Below are 20,948 nucleotides of genomic sequence, written 5' to 3'. Positions count from 1 at the left end.
GTTTCACCGGCTCCGTATCCGTACATTTACACCCATAGGCGAGAAGTGGATACAGAATACGCCTGCGGAAATTGCCAATCAAAACAGCGGGTGCAGACCCGATATTTTTTCGTAAATCGCCCTCATTTTAAGCGATTTTTTCTTCTGTCTGTATGACCTGAAAGCCATGCTCTTTTGCGTACTCCCTTGCAGCTGCCAGCCGTTCTTCGCTGTACGGCGGCACCAGCCGGATCGAAAGTCGGGACTTGTCCAGTACATAGGTCACGCTACCTTCCGGCGTACTGCGTTCCAAGCGGCACAGCAGAGGGTACTTCCGGCTGAAATCCTCCAGTCTGCGTTTCAGCTGGCATTGAAGGTGTAGATACTGGCAATCGTCTCGCCCTCATTCCAGTTGATGATGGTTTCTTTTTCATATTTAGACAGCTTCCTCATACAGTTCCTCCTCATAATCGGTGTTTGCTTTCAGCGCACGCAGACTGCGTCTAATCCGGCGGTATTCGTCCATCTCCATACGCAGATGATGGTAAAAGGCTTCGTACCACCTTTCCTCTGTCTCTGTCTCAATTTTACGAGCAAGATGAAGCATCTGGCTTTTCGCCTCCGGGTCAACAGTCAATGCTGTCAGCCATTTCAGCCTTGTCACTGTGTTGTGATGGCTGGGGCAGGCGTAAGCGTAAAGTATTTTCTTTTCCTTCATATTCAGTTTCATAATGATCTACCTCCATTCATTTGATGCGGTATGTCCCGCATCGTTTATTTTTCTGTCTGCCGGTCTGTCTGCAAAATATTCCTGCCCGGATTCTCTCCCAGCGTATTGTCCTCTTTGGTGCGCTCTTATCGTGGCGTCACTTCCCCGGAGGTCATCCCCCTTGCAGTCGGTCATTCATTTTTCAAGGTTCTATGTCTCCTGACAAGAACCAGTTTACCGAAAAAAGAGGGCTTCTCCCGTATGTCCAAGACGCAGGAAAATCACACGAAAACCGCATATTTCCACGCTCTCGGAAATGTGCTATAATGGAAAACAAAAACCGTTGGCAAGGAGGTGCTTTGATGTACACAAAACTGTCGATCCCGGAACGGCTCAAAGACCTGCGGGTGGTGGATAAGCACCTGACGCTGGAACAGCTGGCAGAACAGACCGGCCTGTCTAAGTCGGCACTGGGAAAATATGAGAGCGATGACTACAAAGACATCAGCCCATTTGCGATTGCGACACTGGCAAAGTTTTACGGTGTGTCCACTGATTATCTGATGGGTGTGTCAGAAAATAAAAATCACCCAAACACGGAGCTTCAAGCTCTGCATCTGAGTGACGCTATGGTGGAACTTTTGAGCAGCGGAAAGATCAACAACCGCCTGCTTTGTGAACTGGCGACTCATCCAAATTTTTTGCGGCTGATGGTTGATATGGAAATCTTTATTGACCAGATCGCTGATATGCGAGTGAACCAGATGAATCTGATTCTGGAAGCTACCCGGCAGACCATTCTGAAAGAACACGCACCGGGAGAAAATGATCTGTATATGCGGACGCTGGAATTGGGTCAGGTACAGGAGAACGATTTTTACAGCCATATCCTTCATGATGATCTGGACAGCATTGTCCGGGATATACGGGAAGCCCATTTGAAAGACAAGACCACAGCCGACCCACAGCCAACACTGGATGAGGTCAAAGAGAATTTTGAACAGGCCATACAGATGGGAACCGACACAGAAGCTATGATCCATGAGTTCTGTGATAAAATGCAGATTCCTTTTGAAAAAATTTCATCCGAGGACTTTTCGGCTTTTCTGCGGATACTGAGCCTGTCCAAACTGCTTAAAAACCCAAACAATATGCGGGGAAAAGCCAAGTCACAGCCGTATTATATGCCAAAAAAGAAAAAGCGCAGGTAGCAAAAAGGCCATCCACTATAAAAGTGAATGGCCTCAGTTTTTCCACCTTCTCAGACGAAAATCATCTCAGACCGAATGACTTCCTCTGCCCGGTGGCGTATGCTGTTCATGTGACCGACCCATGCAAGCTGGTCTTTTGCTTTCAATTCCTCCGTGACTCCCTCTGTTTCTTTTATCTGGGCAATGATACAATCCAGACGGTTCTGTGCCTGCTCATCCAGATCGGCAAGATATGTCCACAGCTTTCCAGACAGAAGCAATTCATTGTACCGGTCGGGACAATACTCTTGCAGATATTCCCTGTGCATCCGTCCCCACCGTCCGATTGGGCGGCTTTCCTCCGGCAGCTGTAAGTCTGGAATATAGTATCTCCGACCAGAACATAGTCCAGACCGTTACTGTCATCATGGATATGCTTTTTCAATTTCTCCATAGCGACCTCCTGTTTTCGTTTTATCCGAATCCAGTTGATCGTGTCCCTGTTCATCTGTTACTCAAGGCAACTGAACTCGTCACCATGAATTATGGCATATCTTTTCCAGTCTTCTGATAATTCAATCCATAGGATCGGCTTTGTCCACGGGTATCGGAAGTATTATAAAGGTCTATGGTTTCCTTTCCTAATGTTTCTGATATTTCCTTTAAAGTACTTCCTTCTTTTCCCCCTAAAAACAACATGGTATCGCAATTCCCTAAAATGGTTTCTGCGGCATCTTTATAAATGGTCTTTAACTGACTCTGGGACTGTAAAATAATCGAAGCAGAAATTTCCCTGCTTCGTATCGTTGCAATCAGCTTATCAAATTTGGGAATTTGCCCGATATTGGCAAACTCATCTAATAACAATCTCACATGGTAAGGTAAACGTCCTCCATGTACATCATCTGCTCTGTCACACAGCAAATTAAAAAGCTGCGTATACATAATTGCCACAAGGAAATTAAATGTATCGTCCGTATCAGAAATAATAACAAACATTGCAGTTCTCTGATCTCCCAGCATATCCAATTCCAGCTCATCATAAGAAGTCAGTTCCCGCAGTTCTGCAATATCAAATGGTGCCAGCCTTGCCCCACAGGAAATCAGAATAGATTTCGCAGTCTTTCCAGAGACGAAAAGTCAAGGACTTTTTCATCAAATTCAAGAAGAAGTCACATTTTGCGAACTTCTTCACGAAGCATACGCTTGATTTTGTCCTCCATCGTCTCCTTGGCGGTCTGGCTGAAATGCACACGCACGATATAGGTTGTCTTGCCGATCTGCTTTCTCACAGTCGGGCAAGGGGTACTGTTGGTTGCGGTATTGTTCATTCAAAATCCTCCTGTAAATGAAAAATGCCCGGTGACTGTTCATCATCGGGCGGTGTCGGTATGAGGGAAGAAGGCAAGGCGGCAACATTAAGGTATCTATAAAAACCTTGCCGTCTTTGCCACGCTTGCCTTGTTCCTGTTGTTAGTTTCGGAGATAGCAGACCCATGCTGTGCCCTCTTTCTCGGTCACAAGTCTGTCCCCGATACGGCTTTTCGCCGTTCGCATGGTGCGTGAGGAAATCCCACGCTCATTGACTGCCTTTTCCAGCTCTGCGCTCGGCATACGCTTTCCGTCTGCAAGCAGTTCCAGAATGAGCATTTGCGCCTGTGCGGTCTTGCTCTCGGTCTTAGCGGTGTCCGTCCCGGTAAGAAGCTCGTCAGCGGTAATGTCATAAGCTCCTATCCACTCAAAACCTTTCTCGTCTCCCAGAGAAAATGCAAGGGACTGTCCGGGCGGCGCAAGGGAGCTTTTCTCATGGATAAGCACCCTCGTTGTGGGACTGTCCTTCAGCTTGCCAATAAACAGCAGACTGCGGACTGCCGCCGTAATGTCGATAGACCCCAATCCCCGGTAGGTGCTTTGCGTTCCTGCGGCTTTGTTGAGGTGTCCGATCAGCACGATAGCGCACCCGGTAGCCTGTGCAATGTCTCCCAGACTGCGGAAGATGGGACGGACTTCATTTGCCCGGTTCATGTCCACATCTGCGCCCAGAAACGCCTGCACCGGGTCAATGATAACCAGCCTTGCGTTGTTCTCCCTGATTGCCCTTGCTATGCGTTCATCGGCAAGGGTCAGCGGTGTGTCTCTATCGTCAATGACAAGCACTCGTTCAAGGTCTGCGTCAGCTTCCATCAGCCGGGGCTTAACGGTATCGCCCAAACCGTCCTCTGCGGTCTGGTAGATGATATTGAAAGGCTCAAGTGTCTCCATACCGGGTAAGGGCTTTCGGTTGGTGCAAGCCGCCGCAAGACGCATGGCAAAGTAGGTCTTGCCCTCGCCGGGGTTGCCCTGTATGATCGTCAGCTTTCCAAAGGGGATATACGGAAACCATAGCCAATCCACGCTCGTCAGCTCCACATCTGCCATACGGAGCATTGGGACAGGCTGGGCGGTGGGCAGCTCTCGCAGCGTGATTGTTTCGGCTATGAATTTGCGGCTGGGAATGTCCCCTTGCTGACGGAGAACATCGTTCCAGTCTTTCCTTGCCGGGACAAGGCGAATGACGGCGATCTCGCTGGGAATGTCCTGCGCCAGTCGGAAGCAGGCTTCACTTCCTGCGGTGTCGCTGTCAAGGCAGAGGAATACTTTTCGGGTGTCCTTGCGTTCAGAAAGAAAACGGTCAAGGGCTTTGCCCGAAACGCCGCCCAGGGCAAGATAATTTCTTGTCTGCCAATCCTGCGGATAAAGGCAGATGAATGATAACAGGTCTATTGGCGCTTCAAAGACAAAGAGCTGGTTGCTGTTGCCCTCATAGCGGAACGGATAGGACTTGTCAGACCCGGTAATATCCTGTCTGAATGTGTCTGCCGTTCCTCGCACATGGGCATATCTCGGTGTGCCGTTTCGGTCTCTGCCGACAAACACAACATTGTGCCGCTTTGCGTCCTCGTAAATATCCCCGGAAAGAAGAAAAGCCTCAACCAGTTTCGGGTTGAGACCTCGGCTTTCGCAAAGATATTGAATTGCTCTGTCGGCTGTTCTGTTGTGCAAGGGCAAGTGGAACGCTGTGGGCGGTGCTGTGGTGGCTTCGGCCTGTCCCTCGCCGTTTTCGCCTGTCAACATCTGGACAGCTTCGGGAAAGGACTTGCCGTAAAACTCCATGACAAAATCAATGGGATAGCCGCCCTTGCTCTGGCTGTGGCGAAACCACTTGTTTCCCCGGACGGTCAGGCTGTCATGTTCTTTCCAGCGGTATTCCCGTCCGCTTTTGATAAGCGTCTCTCCCTGTGTGCGGAGAAAATCTTCCAGACTGACGGCGTTTGCCCGGTCGATCTGTGCTTGGGTGTACTGCATGGGCGTCCTCCTTACTTCTTGAAAACAGCGCATCGTCTGCAAATGCCATGCTCACGCTCGTCCAGCGTGTAGGGGCAGTTCGCACATTCCTCGCCGTACTGTCTCATGATAACAGGCAGATAGCCCAGCTCCTGCAACATATCAATCTGGCGGTCGGTGAGGGTGGCTTCAAAGGCAAGGCATTTCCGGGTGTGTTCGTCCAGCTCGATCAGGTCGGAAAGCGGTCTGCCATCGGTCAAAGGTTCTCCGCTCAAAAGGCGTTTTGCCGTTCTGCGGATGGGGTTGTACTCGTTCTTCCAGTCGTATTTTTTCATCGTGTCATATCCTCCTTTTTCTGTCGTGTTTGGGGTCGATTTTGGAGCATTTGTTCCTCTGTACGCTCGTTAAATCGGGCGGCAGTATCTACACATGACTTGACCTTCCAAAGACGGTGTAAATCGTCTCTGACGGTCTTAAACTCGCCATAGGTGGTGTTGTGCGCCTGTTCCAGCTCGTCATACTCTTCGGTCAGCTTTTTCATATCCACCTTGCCGTCCGGGAATTCTCCGGTCAGCTTGCGTCTGGCGGCGTAGAACTGTTTCAGTTCCGTTTCATGCTCTGCCTTGTACTTGGCTCTGGGCTTCTCAAACTTGATTTTCTGCAAGCCGTCATAGACAGGCTTCAAGCTCTGGAAAGCAGCAGAGCTGTCATAGAGCCGCTTAATCGCTTTCATTCGAGCGGTCTGTTCGTCCAGCGTTTTCTTCAAGCTCTCTGTGGCAGCACTGTGTTCGCTGACACGGCGTTCCAAATCCTCAAGGGAGTAAATGCCGTTTGCCCGGAGATAATTGAAAGTCTCGTTCATCTCCTTTAGGTTGCTGACCTTGCCTTTCTGCGAATATGCCCCGGCTCTGCGGCTGGTGTAATAGGCGTTCAGCAGAGAAACAAGGTCGGGTGCCTGCGGCTTGGCAAGCTCCGCTTTTGCTTCGGCAATCCAATCAAACAGGAGAGTGATTTTCTTCTTGATGTCACGGATAACGGCATTGGTGGCTTTGATCCAGCGGTTGAACTCGCCTTTCTCGGTGCGTATGCCTTTCTTCTCCATGGCCCGGACGGTTGCGCCCTCGTGGACGGTGGGAAGAAGCTCCACGCCCTGACGCTCATAGCTCCGGTGGTCGATACGAACATCAATACCTTTTTCCGCAAACTTGGCATTGCATAGCTCCGCCCATGTCTGCCGCCAGTATTCCAGCGTTTCGGGACTGCCCCAGTCGGTAGTGGGAACGGCGTTGAACACAAACTTTCCGTCTGCGTCCCGGATACGGTTGCCGTCCTCGTCCAGCTCATACACCCGGCGTTGCTTTAGTCCCCATTTGCCGTTCTGCTCGATGGGGCGGATGGGGCAAAGCACATGAAAATGCGGGTTTGGTATGCCGCCGTCCTCCCGGTCTGGCTGGTGTACGGCGAAGTCAACCACCATGCCCCGGCTCACAAAGTTCTCCAACAAAAATTGCCTTGCAAGAGCGATGTTTTCCTCAAGGGAAAATTCATTCTGCAAGGCAATGTCAAAGCTGTATGCAAGCTGGGCGTTCTTTCCACGCTCGGCTTTTTCCACGGCGTTCCATAGGGTCTGGCGGTCTGCGTATTCGGGCGGTGCATGGGACGGCAGGAAAATGTCAGAGCAGATCACGCCGCCCTTGCGGGTGTAGTCGCTGTATTCGCCGTAATACTCGCTATACAATCGCTCCCCGGCACGGTAGGCGGCAGAAGCAATAGCGGACTGTCCTGCGCTTCGCTTAGTCTGCGTGACGCTCAGATGAAATAGTGCCATCGGCTTTCAGCTCCTTTTCTCTGTTCGCTTGGTTGGTGTGAGTAATCGCCATGTGCCGGACGGCTCGCTGGACTTCGGACAGAGAAAAGATGTGTTCCATCAGCTCTGTCATTTCGGTGCGTGTGAGATCTTTGACCTCCGGGGCAAGGCTCTCAATCGTGCCGCCCAGATTGCAAAGGCGGTGGGTGCGCTTGGTGCGTTCGCCTTTCTCCAGATACTTCTTTCTGTTCTCCAGACGCTCCAGCTTGTGCTTCTCCTGTGCAAGCTGCGTCTCAGCTCGTTCCTTTTCGGCTCGAAGCTGATCGAGGGTTTTCGGTTTTGTCATTGTGATTGACCTCCTTTTTTGATTTTTGGGATAAAAAAAGACCGTCAACTTTTCGCACATTGCGACCAGTCAACGGTCTGATTTTCGGTATTTATTTTTCCAAACTTGCTGGCGGCGAACAGCATTTCATGCTGTTTGCGGACGGCAAGTCCACAAGGGATAGACGCACAAGCGTCGCAAGGGAGTGTAGCTCCCTTGACGGAACGAAGTGACGAAACATTTTCGGTCAAGCAGTTTTTCTCTGCTGACCGGGAATGAAGCTCCGCAGGACGCACATACTCCCGATAGGAGAGTATAGAAGTGCGCCCTTTAGTTCCTAAAGGGATTTTCTTCTGACCCAAATTACATAAAATGTAGATCAAGACATTTCTAAGAGGTACTCTCAGATTTTCACAACATAAGGTTCATCTTCAATAATACCCTGATCGTGGGTAACAATGATAACCGTTTTACCTTCTTCATTGAGTTCGTGCAATAACCTCATAACAATATCTCTATTTTTCTTGTCAAGTGAGCCAGTAGGTTCATCTGCCAAAACAACAGAACATTTTTTCATCATAAGACGAGCTAAAGCAACTCTCTGTTGTTCACCACCGGAAAGCTGATAAACTTTTTTGTTAACTTCCTTTGATAACCCCACACGATTAAGAGCTTCTTTAAGTGATACTTTAGTTCGGCTTGATTTTTTAATCAAACTTAAATTTTCTTTAACTGTCTTATTTTCAAGCAGTGCAAAATTCTGAAAAAGAAACCCCACTGTATCCGCAAAAAACTGTTTTTATTTTTAAGCCGGGTAATATTCAGCCCTTCGATTATGATACTGCCGCTATCCGGCTTTTCGATACCACCAATCATATTGAGCAAAGTGCTTTTTCCACTGCCGCTATCCCCGCTGATTACTACAAAACTTCCATCCGGAATTTCCAAATTAAAGTTGGAGAAAATTATTTTCTCTCCAAATGCTTTATTTAAGCCACGAATTATAATCATAAACATCCACCTTTCAAGGACTTTGAGATATTTGTTTTTTCAACCCACATAACATTTGTGAAAATGATTGCCATTTCAATAATGGTGAGCAATGCTCCAACCAGTAAAGCAATCCCGACACTTGCGTTAGATATAAAAAGCGAAACAATGCAAATCAATATCACAACGGCTATATTTTCTAAGAGATTAACGGAAATAAATCTTTTGTGCCTTTCATAAAAGCGATAGCCCAAAACCTTTTTGAGGGAGATTTCCATCGCATTAAGTCTAAATTCCATTTTCACTTCAGATATGATGATAGCGATATCTAACAGCAATACTAATACGCAAAGAGAGCTTATAAAGCCAATCAGTTTCACGAGAAAACTATGACTATAAGTATAATCCTCCCCGACATTCGTCAGCATAAAATAGTGTGGACCAAGCTGTTCTGCATATTTTTTCGCAGCATTACGAATTGTGCTTTCATCGCATCCGTAGATCACCTCACCATTATATGTTCCTGTTTCGATATAACTTCCATTCAAAGCAACAGCCTCATTTGCCTGATAAATAACAATCGGATTTGTTGCTCTTGACAATCCGTCAATAGCCTCTTCTCTGTTCGAATTGAGATAATAAAATTGCTCTCTGCCAGAATATTCTTTATAAACAACACGCAGTTCTTCTGCATTTTGGGTAAGAGAGCCAATTTCCTCTTTTGCGATATCTTTGTATGATTCCGCATTTCTTCCCTTTGGCACGAAGACCACGATATCCTCTTTTTCATCATCTTCAGTAAGCATATCAGAAAACCCTTGTAGCATATCTCTGGCATTATGATTTACAAAAATATAATTATCCGTATCGCTTATCCGGCTGCCTATGCAGACCACCGGATTTATCGTGTTGTATTCATTTTCGTAAAGGTCATTCCAAAATTTGCTCTCTTTGGATTCCTCCTCATTTTCTTCAAAAGGAGGTTCAATCTGCATAACTCCAAAATAATAATCATTATAATGATTTTCTAAAAGAGTAGTGTTTGTAAGTAAATTACCTTGAATGCTACTGAGATTTGTAGTTATTGTAAAAATTGTCATGGCAGTAGCAAATACTTTAAGACCGTTCAGAAGATAAAACATACCTTTTTTATCTGAAGCATTGGCAAAGGCTTTTTTTACATCAAAGCGGACAAAAGCAGCATAAGGAATTACGGAAAGAACTGCTCCGGCACAATACACTGCCAAAATGAGATGATCTTCATACGCTCCCGATATAAATTGAGAAACAAGCAACTTTGCTAAGACGAATAATGCAGCATATGAAATCATATCAGCCACTACAGCTTTTAGAGCAATCACAGCAGCATTTTCGCCCAGAGAAGCTCGTACAACTACTTCCTTTTGCCTGCGTATCACCTCAATCATATTAAGTACAATCATCAATATGGCAACCAGGCCCCAAACAATGAACATCATATCAGTTTCGGTTGATTGCCAAAACTCTGGCTGCGATATAGAATATTCTTTTGCCAAATCTTGATATGTGGCAATAATGTCATCATCATCACCGATATAGCTGACCATTATTTCCTGTCCATTGCCTGTGTTTTTTGCTTCTCTAAAATCTTCAAATTCTATTACGGTGATTCCACCTATCAAAGCCGTATATGTTTTTTCCTCAATATCCATTGTGCTTTTAAGACTATCCCGAACAACGGTATCATCACCATAAATATAAAGTCTTGTCTGATAATTAGAAACTCTCTGATTAAAAGTCGAAAAAATATGAACACCATGCTTCTCAGCTGTATCTTCTGCATTGGCTAAAAATGAATCCATATCGTCATTAGTAGTTGTGTATCTGGACGATAAATAATAAGCACCATTAAAGTTCCAGAGCATATTTTGATATACTTCAGCTTGCATAACAAAAGCAAAAATAATCGTAATCAACAGCAATATATTTCTTATATGTTTCATTTAAAATTCTTAAACCTCCTTTGAATAGGTAACAGACACACGATTGCCCAAAATACTAATATGGATTTTTTCATACAACCACATTCTCTTGTTAGATTCTAATTTTCCGTTTTCTTTATTCGCATAAATTATACCATAAAACTCGTGAACAATTCTACCGCAACTTTGGACTACATGAGAAAAGTCCGAACAGTTTTCTGCCCGGACTTCCTCGCTCAATCATAAATCAATTCCACTTTCACAATCTCCTCTGCCTGTGCCTTGCAAGCGTTCATCTGCCGCACCCATTCCATTTGGTTTTCGGCTTTCAGTTGCTCGGTCACGCCGTTTTGCTCTGCCAGTGACCGCACGATCAGCTCCATGCGGTTTCGTGCTGTTTCGTCAATCTCGGCGCAATGCTCAAAGAGCTTGTCGGATAGCACCAGCTCATTGAACAGTATCGGACGGTGCATTTCCAGATACGCCTTGCGAAGTCTGCCGTAGTGTCCGAGGGGCTTGGTCTTGCGGATAATGATGTTTGGGATAAGATAATCGCCGTTCTGTGTGTAAGTGATATTCATGCTGTTTGTACTCCTTTCATCGGCTCTCTCTGCGGTAAACTGCTGACAGGGACGAACACGCCCTTTGCAATGTCCTCCGCACGAATGGCGGCTTTCTTGGCTTCGATTTCTGCCTTTTTCCGCTTCTTGATTTTGTCCTCGTATCGCTTCTGCGCTCCGCTGGCTTTCCGCTTCAAGTAGTTCTGATGAAGCCTGTCCTTGCGTTCCTCACGTTTGCGGATTTCCTCTAATTCCTCCGGGGTAAGCTCCACTTCTCCAAACGCCGGTGGAACGAATCGCCCAACAAAATTGAAGTAAATCTCGACCTCCTGTGTGGTCTGTATACTGCCTTTGCGGTCACGCTCATGCACAAGGATTTTCTCGATAAACTCATTGAGCATGGCAATGGTCAGCTTGTCGAAGTTCTCATATTTGTCGATCAGAGCGATAAAACGGTCAGCGTCCTTTTCGTGCTTCTCATAGCTCTTGACAGCCTTTTCCAGAACAGAGATTTCAGCGGTAAGCTCGGACTGTTCCTTTTCGTATTGAGCGTCCAGAGTGGCGTATCTGCTGTCGGACAGCTTGCCTAAAATGTTGTCCTCATAGATTTTGCAGAGCAGGACTTCCAGCTCGGAAACTCTCTGCTTTGCTGTGGCAAGGCGTATCCGCTGTTTCTTAACCTCTGCCGTCTGCTGGCTGGACTGCGCTTCCTGCACCACACGGACAAACTCGGCTCTGTCATGCTTCGCATAATCGGCAATGGCTTTCAGCATTTCCGAGACAAGGGACAGTACCACATCTTCGTTGATACGGTGCTGGGTCTTGCAGAGCGTTCCGCAAGGAACTTTGGTGTACTGTGAACAGGTATATTGAGAAATACGCTTGCCGTTGTTGGTACGGTGGACATACATCTTGCCGCCGCAATCGGCACAATAAAGCAAGCCTGTGAGGGGAGCTGCTTCGCCCCAGCCGTCCGGGTAGCGTCTGACATTCCCACGGATTTTCTGCACAAGGTCAAAGGTCTGCTGGTCAATGATAGCTTCATGGGTATTCTCGAAAATCGTCCATTCGTCCTCCGGGACATAATGGCTTTTCTTGTCCTTGAAGTGCTTTCGAGTCTTGAAGTTGATGGTGTGTCCCAGATATTCACGCTTTTCAAGAATGTTGCAGATGGTGGAAGAACCCCAGCCGTACACATCTTTGAAAGTCTTGTTTTTATTCACACCCTCGCCGTGCTGGGCAAGGTAAGCGGACGGAATGAGGATTTTTTCTTCTTTCAGCTTGCTGGCGATCTGATACGGACCGTAGCCCTCAATCGTCATGGCAAAGATGCGCTTGACCACATCAGCGGCTTCGGGGTCAACCAACCATTGGTCTCTGGCTTCGTTCCAGAGATAGCCGTAAATGACCGTGCCTGTGAGGTGCTTGCCGGACTTGCCTTTGGACTGGAAAGTGGAACGGATTTTACGGCTGGTGTCTCTGGCGTAATACTCGTTCATAATGTTGCGGAAAGGGGTAAAATCATCGTCACCTCTGGCACTATCCACGCCGTCATTGATGGCGATAAGTCGCACGCCACGCTGACGCAGGATTTCCATAATCTGACCGACTTTCAGATAGTCACGACCCATGCGGCTCATGTCCTTGATACACAGGTACTCCACATTCCCGGCTTCCACCTCTTTCATCATTGCCAGAAATCCGGGACGGTCAAAGCAAGTACCACTAATGCCATCGTCCGTGAAATGGACAATGTTCGTAAACCCCTGCCGTGCGGCGAACTCCTCCAACATAGCCTTTTGATTGGAAATGGAATTGCTCTCACGCTGCTGGTCATCATCTTTGCCAAAGTCATCACGGCTCAGTCGTTCGTACAGAGCTGTGATTTTCTCGTTTTTTCTCATAACTTGCGCTCCTTTCTTCGGTTTTAGGTTGTGTGTTCTAAGAGACTTCCCAACCGCTTGATTAAGAAGTCTTTTAGAGCATACAACACCGGCAGCCAGCTTATATTTCTTGTATTGTCTGACTGCAAAATGCTCTGGTTTTTCCTTTTCCAGTTCCTCAAACAGTTCATCAACTGCATTTTTAAATTCTTCATCATCTTCTCTTGCCTCAGAAGCATTGATAAATTCCAAAAGCGTGGAAAAATTCTGTTCTTCTTCCGGCGCTTCGTAATAGATATACCCAATTAAAGCACAATACAGCAATCGCTCCGCTTTTATCCAGAAATCTTCTCCTGATTTTTCCCCATCACCTTTTGTATTGGCAATGATCGTATTGACCAGTTTCAAAATATCTTTTTCACTGCGTATATAGCGAAACGGGTTATAGTGCATACTCTTTTTGAAGTTGATTGTATTTAAAACCTTAATTTTGTACGGTTCGTAGATTACTTTCCCCTTTTTATCCAGTACCGGCTTTCCATCTTTCATTTTTGGTGTCCCTTTTTGCAGCATCTTTCCACATTCCACCAAGATCGTTCCTTTCGGATCAGTCACTACATAACTGACATTTGGTGTCATCTGCATTAAATTGGGTTTCACATAAAATCTCGTCTTACCTGAACCGGAGCCACCGATAATCATGACATTTTTATTTCTGGCATACTTTGGTTTTTTCGGGCGGCTGTTCATGGTAAGTCTTTCTGTCTGTGTCAGAATAATATTGTTTTCAAATACAGAATCCATAAAAGGTGCAATATCCTTTGCTGTCCCCCAGCGGGCAGAACCATATTCCACTCCCTGACGGAACTTCTTTGCATTCTTACCTTTCACATAGACAATCCCTTTTAATAAAACTGCACCTGCAAGTCCCACTCCTATATCAGAAAATACCAGACTTGGTAACATATTTTCAAATGCCAGTGATATATACAGCACCAAAACACTCAATCGTTCCAGTAAGGAATTTCCCTGACAATACCGATAAAGCCATGCCAGTTTATTTACTGCATAAAATACAATCACATAGGGCAGATTGGTAAGAAACAGCTTCTTTTTATCTACCTCTGACAGTGTTCCACTTATATCCTGCCACAGTTTTTTCCATACTTTTGGGAATGGATTTTCTCTTTTCTGTTTTTTCTTTTTTACCGTGCAGTATCCCTCTCCTTCCTCTTTGTTTTCTGTCTTTCTCGCTGTTGTGCCTGTCGTTCTTTCACTTTGGAAAGTTTTTTCCGTATTGATATTTTTTTACTTTTCTTCATGCTCCAGCCTGTATATTCCTTAAATGCTGCGGTCATAGAATCTACATCTCTGGCTTTAAAAAACACATAATAACGGGGCGGTTCGGAAGAACGGTCTTTTTTCAGGCAATAGTCCACATTATATTTTCTGGCATACTTTTCAAAGGATTTAATATTTCCGTCTGTAATCTCAATGTTGGAAAGTTCACAGTTCTGCTTCTTGAGTTTCTCCATGCTTTGTTTTCCTTTATAAACTGCCAAATTTTTTTCTTCCTTAGATACTCCTTTCTTTTGCTTCCTCTGGGATTTCTGCTGTTCCAGCTTTGTCAAAGTTTTTAATAATGCACTTTTTAAAATCTGTGCAGAAATTTTTCCTCCACGAATACACAGGGACACAACTTTCTCATTGACTTCGTCCTGCATAGGCTGTTTCTTCCTTTCCTCATTTTTTCTTTCTCATGTCCTGTAAAATTTTCTGCAAACAGTATCCAATACAAGGAGAATGTTTTCCATAAGGGCAACCCACACATTGTCCTGCTTTTTTCGTATCTTTCTCTGACTGTTTTGGGAGAAGATAATAGCACTGTTTTCTGGTGCAGCCATTTTTTCGTCTGCTCCAAAAATAACAGTCCTCACACACCAAAGGTTTGTCCTCTGCGTATTTTCTCTTATCCGCTTTCTCCATTTTCCTGATCCTTCCTTTTCTTTTGCAACATTTCTTCCATCTGGCGATCCGCCTGACCACCTACACGGACACAACAATATAAGCCAAATGTCAAAATAACAGCAGCTCCAAAAATTATTTTTCCTACCATGTTTTCTGCTCCTTTAAAAAGAGGCAGCCACAGCTTTTCCGTGACCGCCTTTCCAGTTATGGGAAACTCCCATGTTATTTTTTCCTTTTCTTAATCCAGTAATAAGAAGAACCTGCCAGTAACACTGCCATTGCAGATAACAGCACCCACAATTCTACATGGCTGGTATCTCCTGTTTTGGGGGCATTTCCTGTCGGTTTTGATTCCTGTGGCTGTTCCACATTTTCAGAAGGCTTCCTCTCATCTTTCATCACAACCTTCTGGATTTCCCCTGTATCTTTTACTTCAAAAATAATATCTTCTGCTACCAGATACCCGTCCGGTGCAGACACTTCATGAAGCGTATACTTTCCGATTGGAAGCATCTCAATATAGTGAGGTTTCTCACCAGACGTCCAGCTTTCTACTTCATTTCCTTCCTGATCCAAAATCGTTAATTTTGCACCTGGAAGCTCTTTTCCTGAAATGTCCGTTTTAGAAATTTCGACTTTCGTAATATCATCTTTCATTTCCACTTTCTGGACTTCTCCTGTATCTTCAACAGTAAAAGAAATACTTTCCGCTGTTACATAACCATCTGCCGGAAGTGTTTCTTCCAGCACATACGTATGACCTGCCACCAATTCTTTAATAATATGTGGTTCTTTTACAGAAATCCATTCGTCAATGACCTTTCCCTGCTCATCTTTTACCTGAAGTTTTGCACCTTCTACCTCTTTTCCATCTGTCAGAGAAGTTTTCGTAAATTCTACCACTGTCGGTACATTCTCAAAAGTAAATTCATAAGATACACACGCTTCCTCACTGTTTTCTGGATCAAAAGTAAATTCTTTTCTCTCTCCGGTCATAGAAAATCCCGGTGCCGGAGCTGTTTCTTTGATATAATAAGTATATCCCACTGGTAAATCTGCCTCGAAACGCAGCATTCCCTGTGCATTTGTTGCCTGTTCCTCAATGACGGTATCTGCCTTCATGATTACGTTTCCCTGTGCATTTTTTATGTCTTCCTTGACACACAGGGCAAATACTGCACCTTGTAGCATACGGTCTGCATCTTTTTCTTTCTTCCACACAGTCACTTCTGCTTTCTGGCGTTTATTCTGCCAGTCTGCGGAATATGTAATTTCTGCTGTTTCCTGATCACGATACAACAGGTCAATTTCTCTGGCTTCCTGATCCAGTACAAATCCATGTGCTGTTTCCTTTTCCTTTACATAGTATTTTCCAAGTGGCAAACCGGAAATTCTTGCAACACCTGTATGATCTGTGGTAATCTCCGCTACCAATTCATCTTTTTTATAATAATCCTTGCTTTCCCCATCTGCCGCCGGAATATCTTCCCTCGCATACACTGCAAAAGTAACTTCTTTCAATGAGCCTGACAGGTATTCAAATACATGGGAAATCCAGCCTCCAATCTGCTCAAAGACTGATACCTTTTCTAAAAATTCACCTTTTTTGTTAATCAGAATACTTCCCGTCGGCACATCATCTTTCATTTCCACTTTCTGAATTTCCTCCGTGTCTTTCACAGTAAAGGAAACTTCCTCTGCCCTCAGATAACCATACGGGGCAGTTTCCTCTCTTAAAGTATACGTTTCTCCAACTTGTAGTCCACGAATGACATGCTCTTCCCCTTTGACCGATTTCCAACCGTCTACCATTTCCCCGTTTTTATCAAGCACCACAAGGGTTGCCCCGGAAAGCTCAACTCCTGTTGCAGTATCAACTTTAGTAATGGAAACTTTTGTCGGCTGATTTAAAAATTCTGATGTAAGTTCTACCACATCAATTTCCTGTCCCTGATAGGAAAATTCAACATCCAGTACTTGCTCCGAAGATACATAGCCCGCTGGCGCTTCCAGTTCCTTCACATAATAGTTTCCAAATGGCAGATCAAAAGAAAATGTCGCCTTTCCATCTTCCCCTGTTTCGGCTTTCCCAATCAGTGTATCCGCTTTTACCAAAGTCTGATTTCCCACCTGAATATCTTCTTTCGCATACAATCCAAAGACTGCACCTTTTATTTCTTTTTTTGTTTCTGCATCTCGCTTTACTACGGAAATTTTTGCTTTCTGACGTTCATTTTTTAACAGGACTTCCTGCTCAATTACAGGAGTGTTCTGATCTTCATATTTGAATGTCACTTTTTGCGGCTCTGGATTTTTCACAAATCCTTCGGGTGCTGTGATCTCTACCAGTTCATACGTTCCAAGTGGTAAATTTGACACACTTGCCTTTCCTTCCTGATCTGTTGTCAGGGTAGCAATCTTCGTCCCCTCTGCATACTCCAGTATCCGGTTTCCCTGCTCGTCCTTCTGAGCATCTGCAGTATAAATATCCTCTGCCGCATACAAATCAAAAACTGCACCGGAAAGATTGATTTCCTGATAAGAAAAATCTTTGTCAAAGGATTCTAAGGTTTCTCCTTTTTTTACAATCTGCAGTTCTCCTTTTACCGGGTGATTTTCATATACCACTTCAATCAGGACATCTCCCGAAACACTGTCCATCTGATACGCTGTATCAGAAGCTACCGAAACTTCATAATAATTTTCATTCAGAGTATAGCCGTCTGGTGCTGTGACTTCCTCAATACGATAATGTCCTGCGTCCAAATTCTGCGGAAGAATTAAATACCCGGTTTCATCTGTAAAATAAGACTTATGCACTACCGTTGTGGGATAGGTGGTAACCTGTTCCACATATTTTTTCTGTCCAAATCATATACCTTAAACTCTGTCCCCTTTTTCAGTACAGGCTTTTTACTTTCATCGTCCTTTTTTACGATTTTTAACTTTGCCTCAAACTCTTTATCCAGAAGAACTCTCCAGATCTGTGGTGTATCCGGCTTATGCTCCGTAATTCGGACAATAAAATCTTTTACGGGTTTATAATTGGGCGGTGTTGTTGTTTCCCTGACCACATACGTTCCATACGGAAGCGGAATACTGCAAGCATACCCTCTTTCATCTGTAAATAATTCTGTTGCTCCATTTTCGCCAATTACTACGGGAGTTGCAGAAGCAAAATCATAGCTTCCATCTTCTTTTTTCTTTAAAGAAGATTCCAAATATGCCTGAAAACCTGCTCCTTTTAAGAGTTCTGCATCTGTGTTTCCATTGTTTCCGGCTTTAATTAACTGAAATGGCTGTTTCTTTACCTGTTCCTTTACATTGCAACTTCTCTTCACAATAGCAACGGTATCACCTTCAGCATCGCATACCACATCATGCTCCGTTTCATCTAGCAGATAACCCGCCGGAGGAGTAATCTCTTTGATATAATAATTTCCTAAATACAAGTCCTTTACTTCTGCTTTGCCTGTATCATCGGTTTTTAAAGTCTCTACCTGTTCGTCCTTTTGATACAAAACTCCGGTTTTCCCATCTGGATGCACGATATTTTCACGGGCATACAGTCCATATACAGCCCCTTTTAAAGACGCATCTCCCTGTGGTGTTTTTCCAGTTTCAGCATCTTCTTTTTCCAAAACAATTTCTGCCTTTACCCTCTCATTTTGAAACGTATGAGAAAAAGAACATTGTTCTTCTCCCTCTACATACTGAAAATGAAAAGAAAACTTCTCGGTTTCATTTTTTACATACTGAGCGGGTGCCTGCAATTCTTTGATATAGTAAGTATATCCAATGGGAAGGTCTGCCTGATAACTGGCTGTTCCATTTTCTCCCGTTGTAACTTTTTCAATCAAAGTATCTTTTTCTACCAGCAGTTTTCCAGACTTTCCATAGACGTCTTCTGCCGTATATAATCCGTAAATACCACCTGCCAGTGGGTTTTCCGTGTCCTGATCCTCTTTTCTTACGGACACACTTGCTTTCTGCCTGTCATTTACAAATGTTACGGTTTCAAAAACAACTTCTTCATTCTGTCCTGCATAGGACAAGGTAACTGTCTGGCTTCTCCCTTGCATACAAAATTTTCAGGTGCTTTTACTTCTACTACTTTATAAGTACCAAGAGGAAGTTCTGAAAGTGTAACACTTCCATCTTCTCCTGTTTTTAGTCCTTTTTTCACCACAGCACCTTTTTTATAAGCAACTGTTCCATCTGCCCGGATAATCTCTTTTTCTGCATAAACATCATACACAGCACCTTCTTGTTTCTCTTTTGTATAAGAAAAGGTCACCCCTTCTTCCGTAACCTCTGCGCCTGTCAGAACTTCTCCTTCTTTGTAAACAGTTAAAGATGCAAGCTGCTCCCGATCCGTAACTTCTATCTGTACCGTCTTTCCTACTTCCAATTTCACGCCATAGGATTTTGTATCCAGCACATATCCCTGTGGTGCGGAAATTTCTTTTAAGTAAACGGTATCCTGTGTCTTTTCTATGGTAACACTGGAAGCACCTTTTTTATCCGTTGCAGGCATTTCTACAATCAAATCTGTGCAATCTTCATCACGATATACACCATATACCGCTCCTTCCATTTTCTTCTGACTGCCCTGATCTTTTTTAACAAGTTCTATTTTCGCATTTTTCAGCCACTCTACAGAAAATTCAACGTACTGTTCCTGTTCCACTCCTTCTCCAAATACAAATGCCAAATCCTGCACACTGTCATTTGTTGTCAGTTTATATGCAGAGTAATCCTTTGTAATACTTCCCTGCATGGTTGCTGTCCAAGAACCTTCCACATCTTCTGTCTGTGTAAGCGGCGCACTTAAATAAAACTTCGTTCCGCCCGAAAGTGTTACCTTTGCTCCGGCAGCGCTGTTTTTTCCAGTTGTAAGGTTATGAAATACAACTCCTTTTGGAAGCTGCATGGTAATGGACTGCAAAGAATCTGCAGTAAATGTAATATCCTCTGTCCGCTGTTCCTGCCCTTCCTGAAATGCCTTCACATGATTGTTAGAAAAAGACATGGAAACCTCTGGAATTTCCGGCTTTCCTACACAATAATTGTAGATTTCCATTGCCAAAGATTTTGCTGTTTCATTTGCTCCATAAAAGGCATCTGCACTTCCATAGGCATACGCTGCCGCTATATGCGTAAGGATAAACCGCTTTCCTTCTGAAAAATCACTATGATGTTTTGCAAAATAACTTTCTTTTCCTGCCGCTTCTGTCCCATAATAGCAGACCTTTGCCAGTGCCTGATTATCCTCAATTTTTGTAATTGTATAAGTACCTGTTCCCGGTCCCGGCAAAGACGGCTGGATACAATAAGCAGTGGCATGGACATTTCCATAAGAAATAAAATAAGGCTCTGTCACATAAGTACCTAAATCATAATCCTGATAACGATATAACGGACCTTTTGTGATTGTAACTGTCTGTGTTGCCCTTACTGCCTGATCGGAAGCATTTGCTACAAAAGTAACCGTTTCTCCTTCTTTCATCTGAAAAAGATCAATCTCCTGTTCCCCTGCCTGTGCCATCACATCGTAAAGACCTAACCCGGATTCTTCATCATAAGTATCCTGTTTCTTGCTTTCCTCAAGTGCCTGTGAAAATTCATCTTCTGTTAAAATCTGTTCCTCTTTTTGCGACGCTTCTTCTTCCTCTTCTGAATTTTTCTCCTGTTTTCCATGCTCTTTTGACGGTGACGGATTTTCTTTTTCTTTACACTCAGTAACTGTAATATTTCTAATCACATGATAATTCGGCGCCTCCCGAACCGGCTCTACAAAATATACTGCCTGATAAGTGTCCGCATGGTCTGTATGAAACTCCTGTCCCTTCTGATTCTTCGCTTCATAAAATGTCACTTTGACTTTATCAGAATGAAACTTCATGCCGGAAAAATCAGTCTTTATATCAAAGTCACTACCTTTTTCCACTTCATAATCCTGCACAGTTACAATCTCATCTTCCTGAAGCTGCGTTTTTACCTGTTCCAGCGCAGGATATTCCATTTCATAAGATTTTGGATTTGTTTCTCCTGCATACGCTGTCATCGGCTGCACAACAGAGGTTAAGATTGTAAGTGCCGAAAGTACGCCTGAGAAAATTCTTTTTACTGCTTTTTTCATACTTTTCTCTGCCTCTTTTCTATATTTTACTGATACTGTATCTTTTATTTCTTTTTTCCAACTCACTCCCTTCTCTAAATCCTGCCTGTTCTCTTTCCAAATCCGTTCCT

Annotated in this window: 12 protein-coding genes and 5 pseudogenes; 1 reads left to right on the top strand and 16 read right to left on the bottom strand. The window is 44.4% G+C overall.

Annotated elements, in window-relative coordinates:
* Positions 1-127 precede the first annotated feature (127 nt).
* Together DXA18_RS01410 and DXA18_RS01405 are read right to left on the bottom strand one after the other, a co-directional pair.
* Positions 128-432, bottom strand: a pseudogene (locus tag DXA18_RS01410) (molecular chaperone).
* Complete coding sequence (locus DXA18_RS01405) at positions 416-709, bottom strand: hypothetical protein (protein ID WP_002594258.1); 294 nt, start codon at positions 707-709, stop codon at positions 416-418. The pseudogene DXA18_RS01410 and the gene DXA18_RS01405 overlap by 17 nt, the downstream one beginning before the upstream one ends.
* A 341-nt stretch (positions 710-1,050) precedes the next feature.
* Between DXA18_RS01405 and DXA18_RS01400 the strand changes: the two genes are divergently transcribed.
* The gene (locus tag DXA18_RS01400) at positions 1,051-1,899 is read left to right on the top strand and encodes a helix-turn-helix domain-containing protein (RefSeq protein ID WP_002594259.1); all 849 of its coding nucleotides are present in this window, start codon (positions 1,051-1,053) and stop codon (positions 1,897-1,899) included.
* A 50-nt stretch (positions 1,900-1,949) separates the two neighbouring features.
* On the opposite strand, the pseudogene DXA18_RS01395 reads toward DXA18_RS01400, so the two are convergent.
* The 14 genes and pseudogenes from DXA18_RS01395 to DXA18_RS17240 all read right to left on the bottom strand — a co-directional run bounded on the left by DXA18_RS01395 (position 1,950) and on the right by DXA18_RS17240 (position 20,838).
* Positions 1,950-2,332: pseudogene (locus DXA18_RS01395) on the bottom strand (TnpV protein).
* Positions 2,333-2,427: 95 nt separating this feature from the next.
* Positions 2,428-3,009: pseudogene (locus DXA18_RS01390) on the bottom strand (VirD4-like conjugal transfer protein, CD1115 family); the annotation flags it as partial.
* Between the two features lie 41 nt (positions 3,010-3,050).
* The gene (locus DXA18_RS01385; protein ID WP_081018971.1) at positions 3,051-3,209 is read right to left on the bottom strand and encodes a transposon-encoded TnpW family protein; all 159 of its coding nucleotides are present in this window, start codon (positions 3,207-3,209) and stop codon (positions 3,051-3,053) included.
* A gap of 142 nt (positions 3,210-3,351) precedes the next feature.
* Positions 3,352-5,223, bottom strand: a complete 1,872-nt coding sequence (locus tag DXA18_RS01380) for an AAA family ATPase (protein ID WP_118257623.1) — start codon at positions 5,221-5,223, stop codon at positions 3,352-3,354.
* A gap of 11 nt (positions 5,224-5,234) precedes the next feature.
* Positions 5,235-5,537, bottom strand: coding sequence for a hypothetical protein (locus tag DXA18_RS01375; RefSeq protein WP_006875985.1), 303 nt, complete (start codon positions 5,535-5,537; stop codon positions 5,235-5,237).
* A complete protein-coding gene (gene mobQ / locus DXA18_RS01370; protein ID WP_055060300.1) occupies positions 5,534-7,030 on the bottom strand; it encodes a MobQ family relaxase in 1,497 nt (498 codons plus the stop codon). Before mobQ ends, DXA18_RS01375 begins: the two co-directional genes overlap by 4 nt.
* A complete protein-coding gene (locus DXA18_RS01365) occupies positions 6,996-7,355 on the bottom strand; it encodes a DUF3847 domain-containing protein (protein WP_002593329.1) in 360 nt (119 codons plus the stop codon). The genes mobQ and DXA18_RS01365 overlap by 35 nt, the downstream gene beginning before the upstream one ends.
* A 382-nt stretch (positions 7,356-7,737) precedes the next feature.
* Positions 7,738-8,345: pseudogene (locus DXA18_RS01355) on the bottom strand (ATP-binding cassette domain-containing protein).
* Positions 8,342-10,306, bottom strand: a complete 1,965-nt coding sequence (locus DXA18_RS01350; RefSeq protein ID WP_118257624.1) for a DUF1430 domain-containing protein — start codon at positions 10,304-10,306, stop codon at positions 8,342-8,344. The pseudogene DXA18_RS01355 and the gene DXA18_RS01350 overlap by 4 nt, the downstream one beginning before the upstream one ends.
* Positions 10,307-10,521: 215 nt before the next feature.
* Complete coding sequence (locus DXA18_RS01340) at positions 10,522-10,866, bottom strand: TnpV protein (protein WP_002593326.1); 345 nt, start codon at positions 10,864-10,866, stop codon at positions 10,522-10,524.
* Positions 10,863-13,883, bottom strand: coding sequence for a DUF4368 domain-containing protein (locus tag DXA18_RS01335; protein ID WP_442873201.1), 3,021 nt, complete (start codon positions 13,881-13,883; stop codon positions 10,863-10,865). The genes DXA18_RS01340 and DXA18_RS01335 overlap by 4 nt, the downstream gene beginning before the upstream one ends.
* 50 nt (positions 13,884-13,933) lie before the next feature.
* Entirely contained in the window at positions 13,934-14,452 is a 519-nt protein-coding gene (locus DXA18_RS01330) for a PcfB family protein (RefSeq protein WP_118382349.1), read from the bottom strand.
* A 245-nt stretch (positions 14,453-14,697) separates the two neighbouring features.
* Positions 14,698-14,844, bottom strand: a complete 147-nt coding sequence (locus DXA18_RS15740; protein ID WP_199665526.1) for a hypothetical protein — start codon at positions 14,842-14,844, stop codon at positions 14,698-14,700.
* 74 nt (positions 14,845-14,918) lie between these two features.
* A pseudogene (locus DXA18_RS17240) lies at positions 14,919-20,838 on the bottom strand (SpaA isopeptide-forming pilin-related protein).
* Positions 20,839-20,948 lie beyond the last annotated feature (110 nt).

The organism is Dorea sp. AM58-8 (genome assembly GCF_003464045.1).
Lineage (GTDB): Bacteria > Bacillota > Clostridia > Lachnospirales > Lachnospiraceae > Claveliimonas > Claveliimonas ammoniilytica.
The sequence above is the reverse complement of the archived record's forward strand: the minus strand, read 5'-3'. Positions and strand labels throughout refer to the sequence as shown.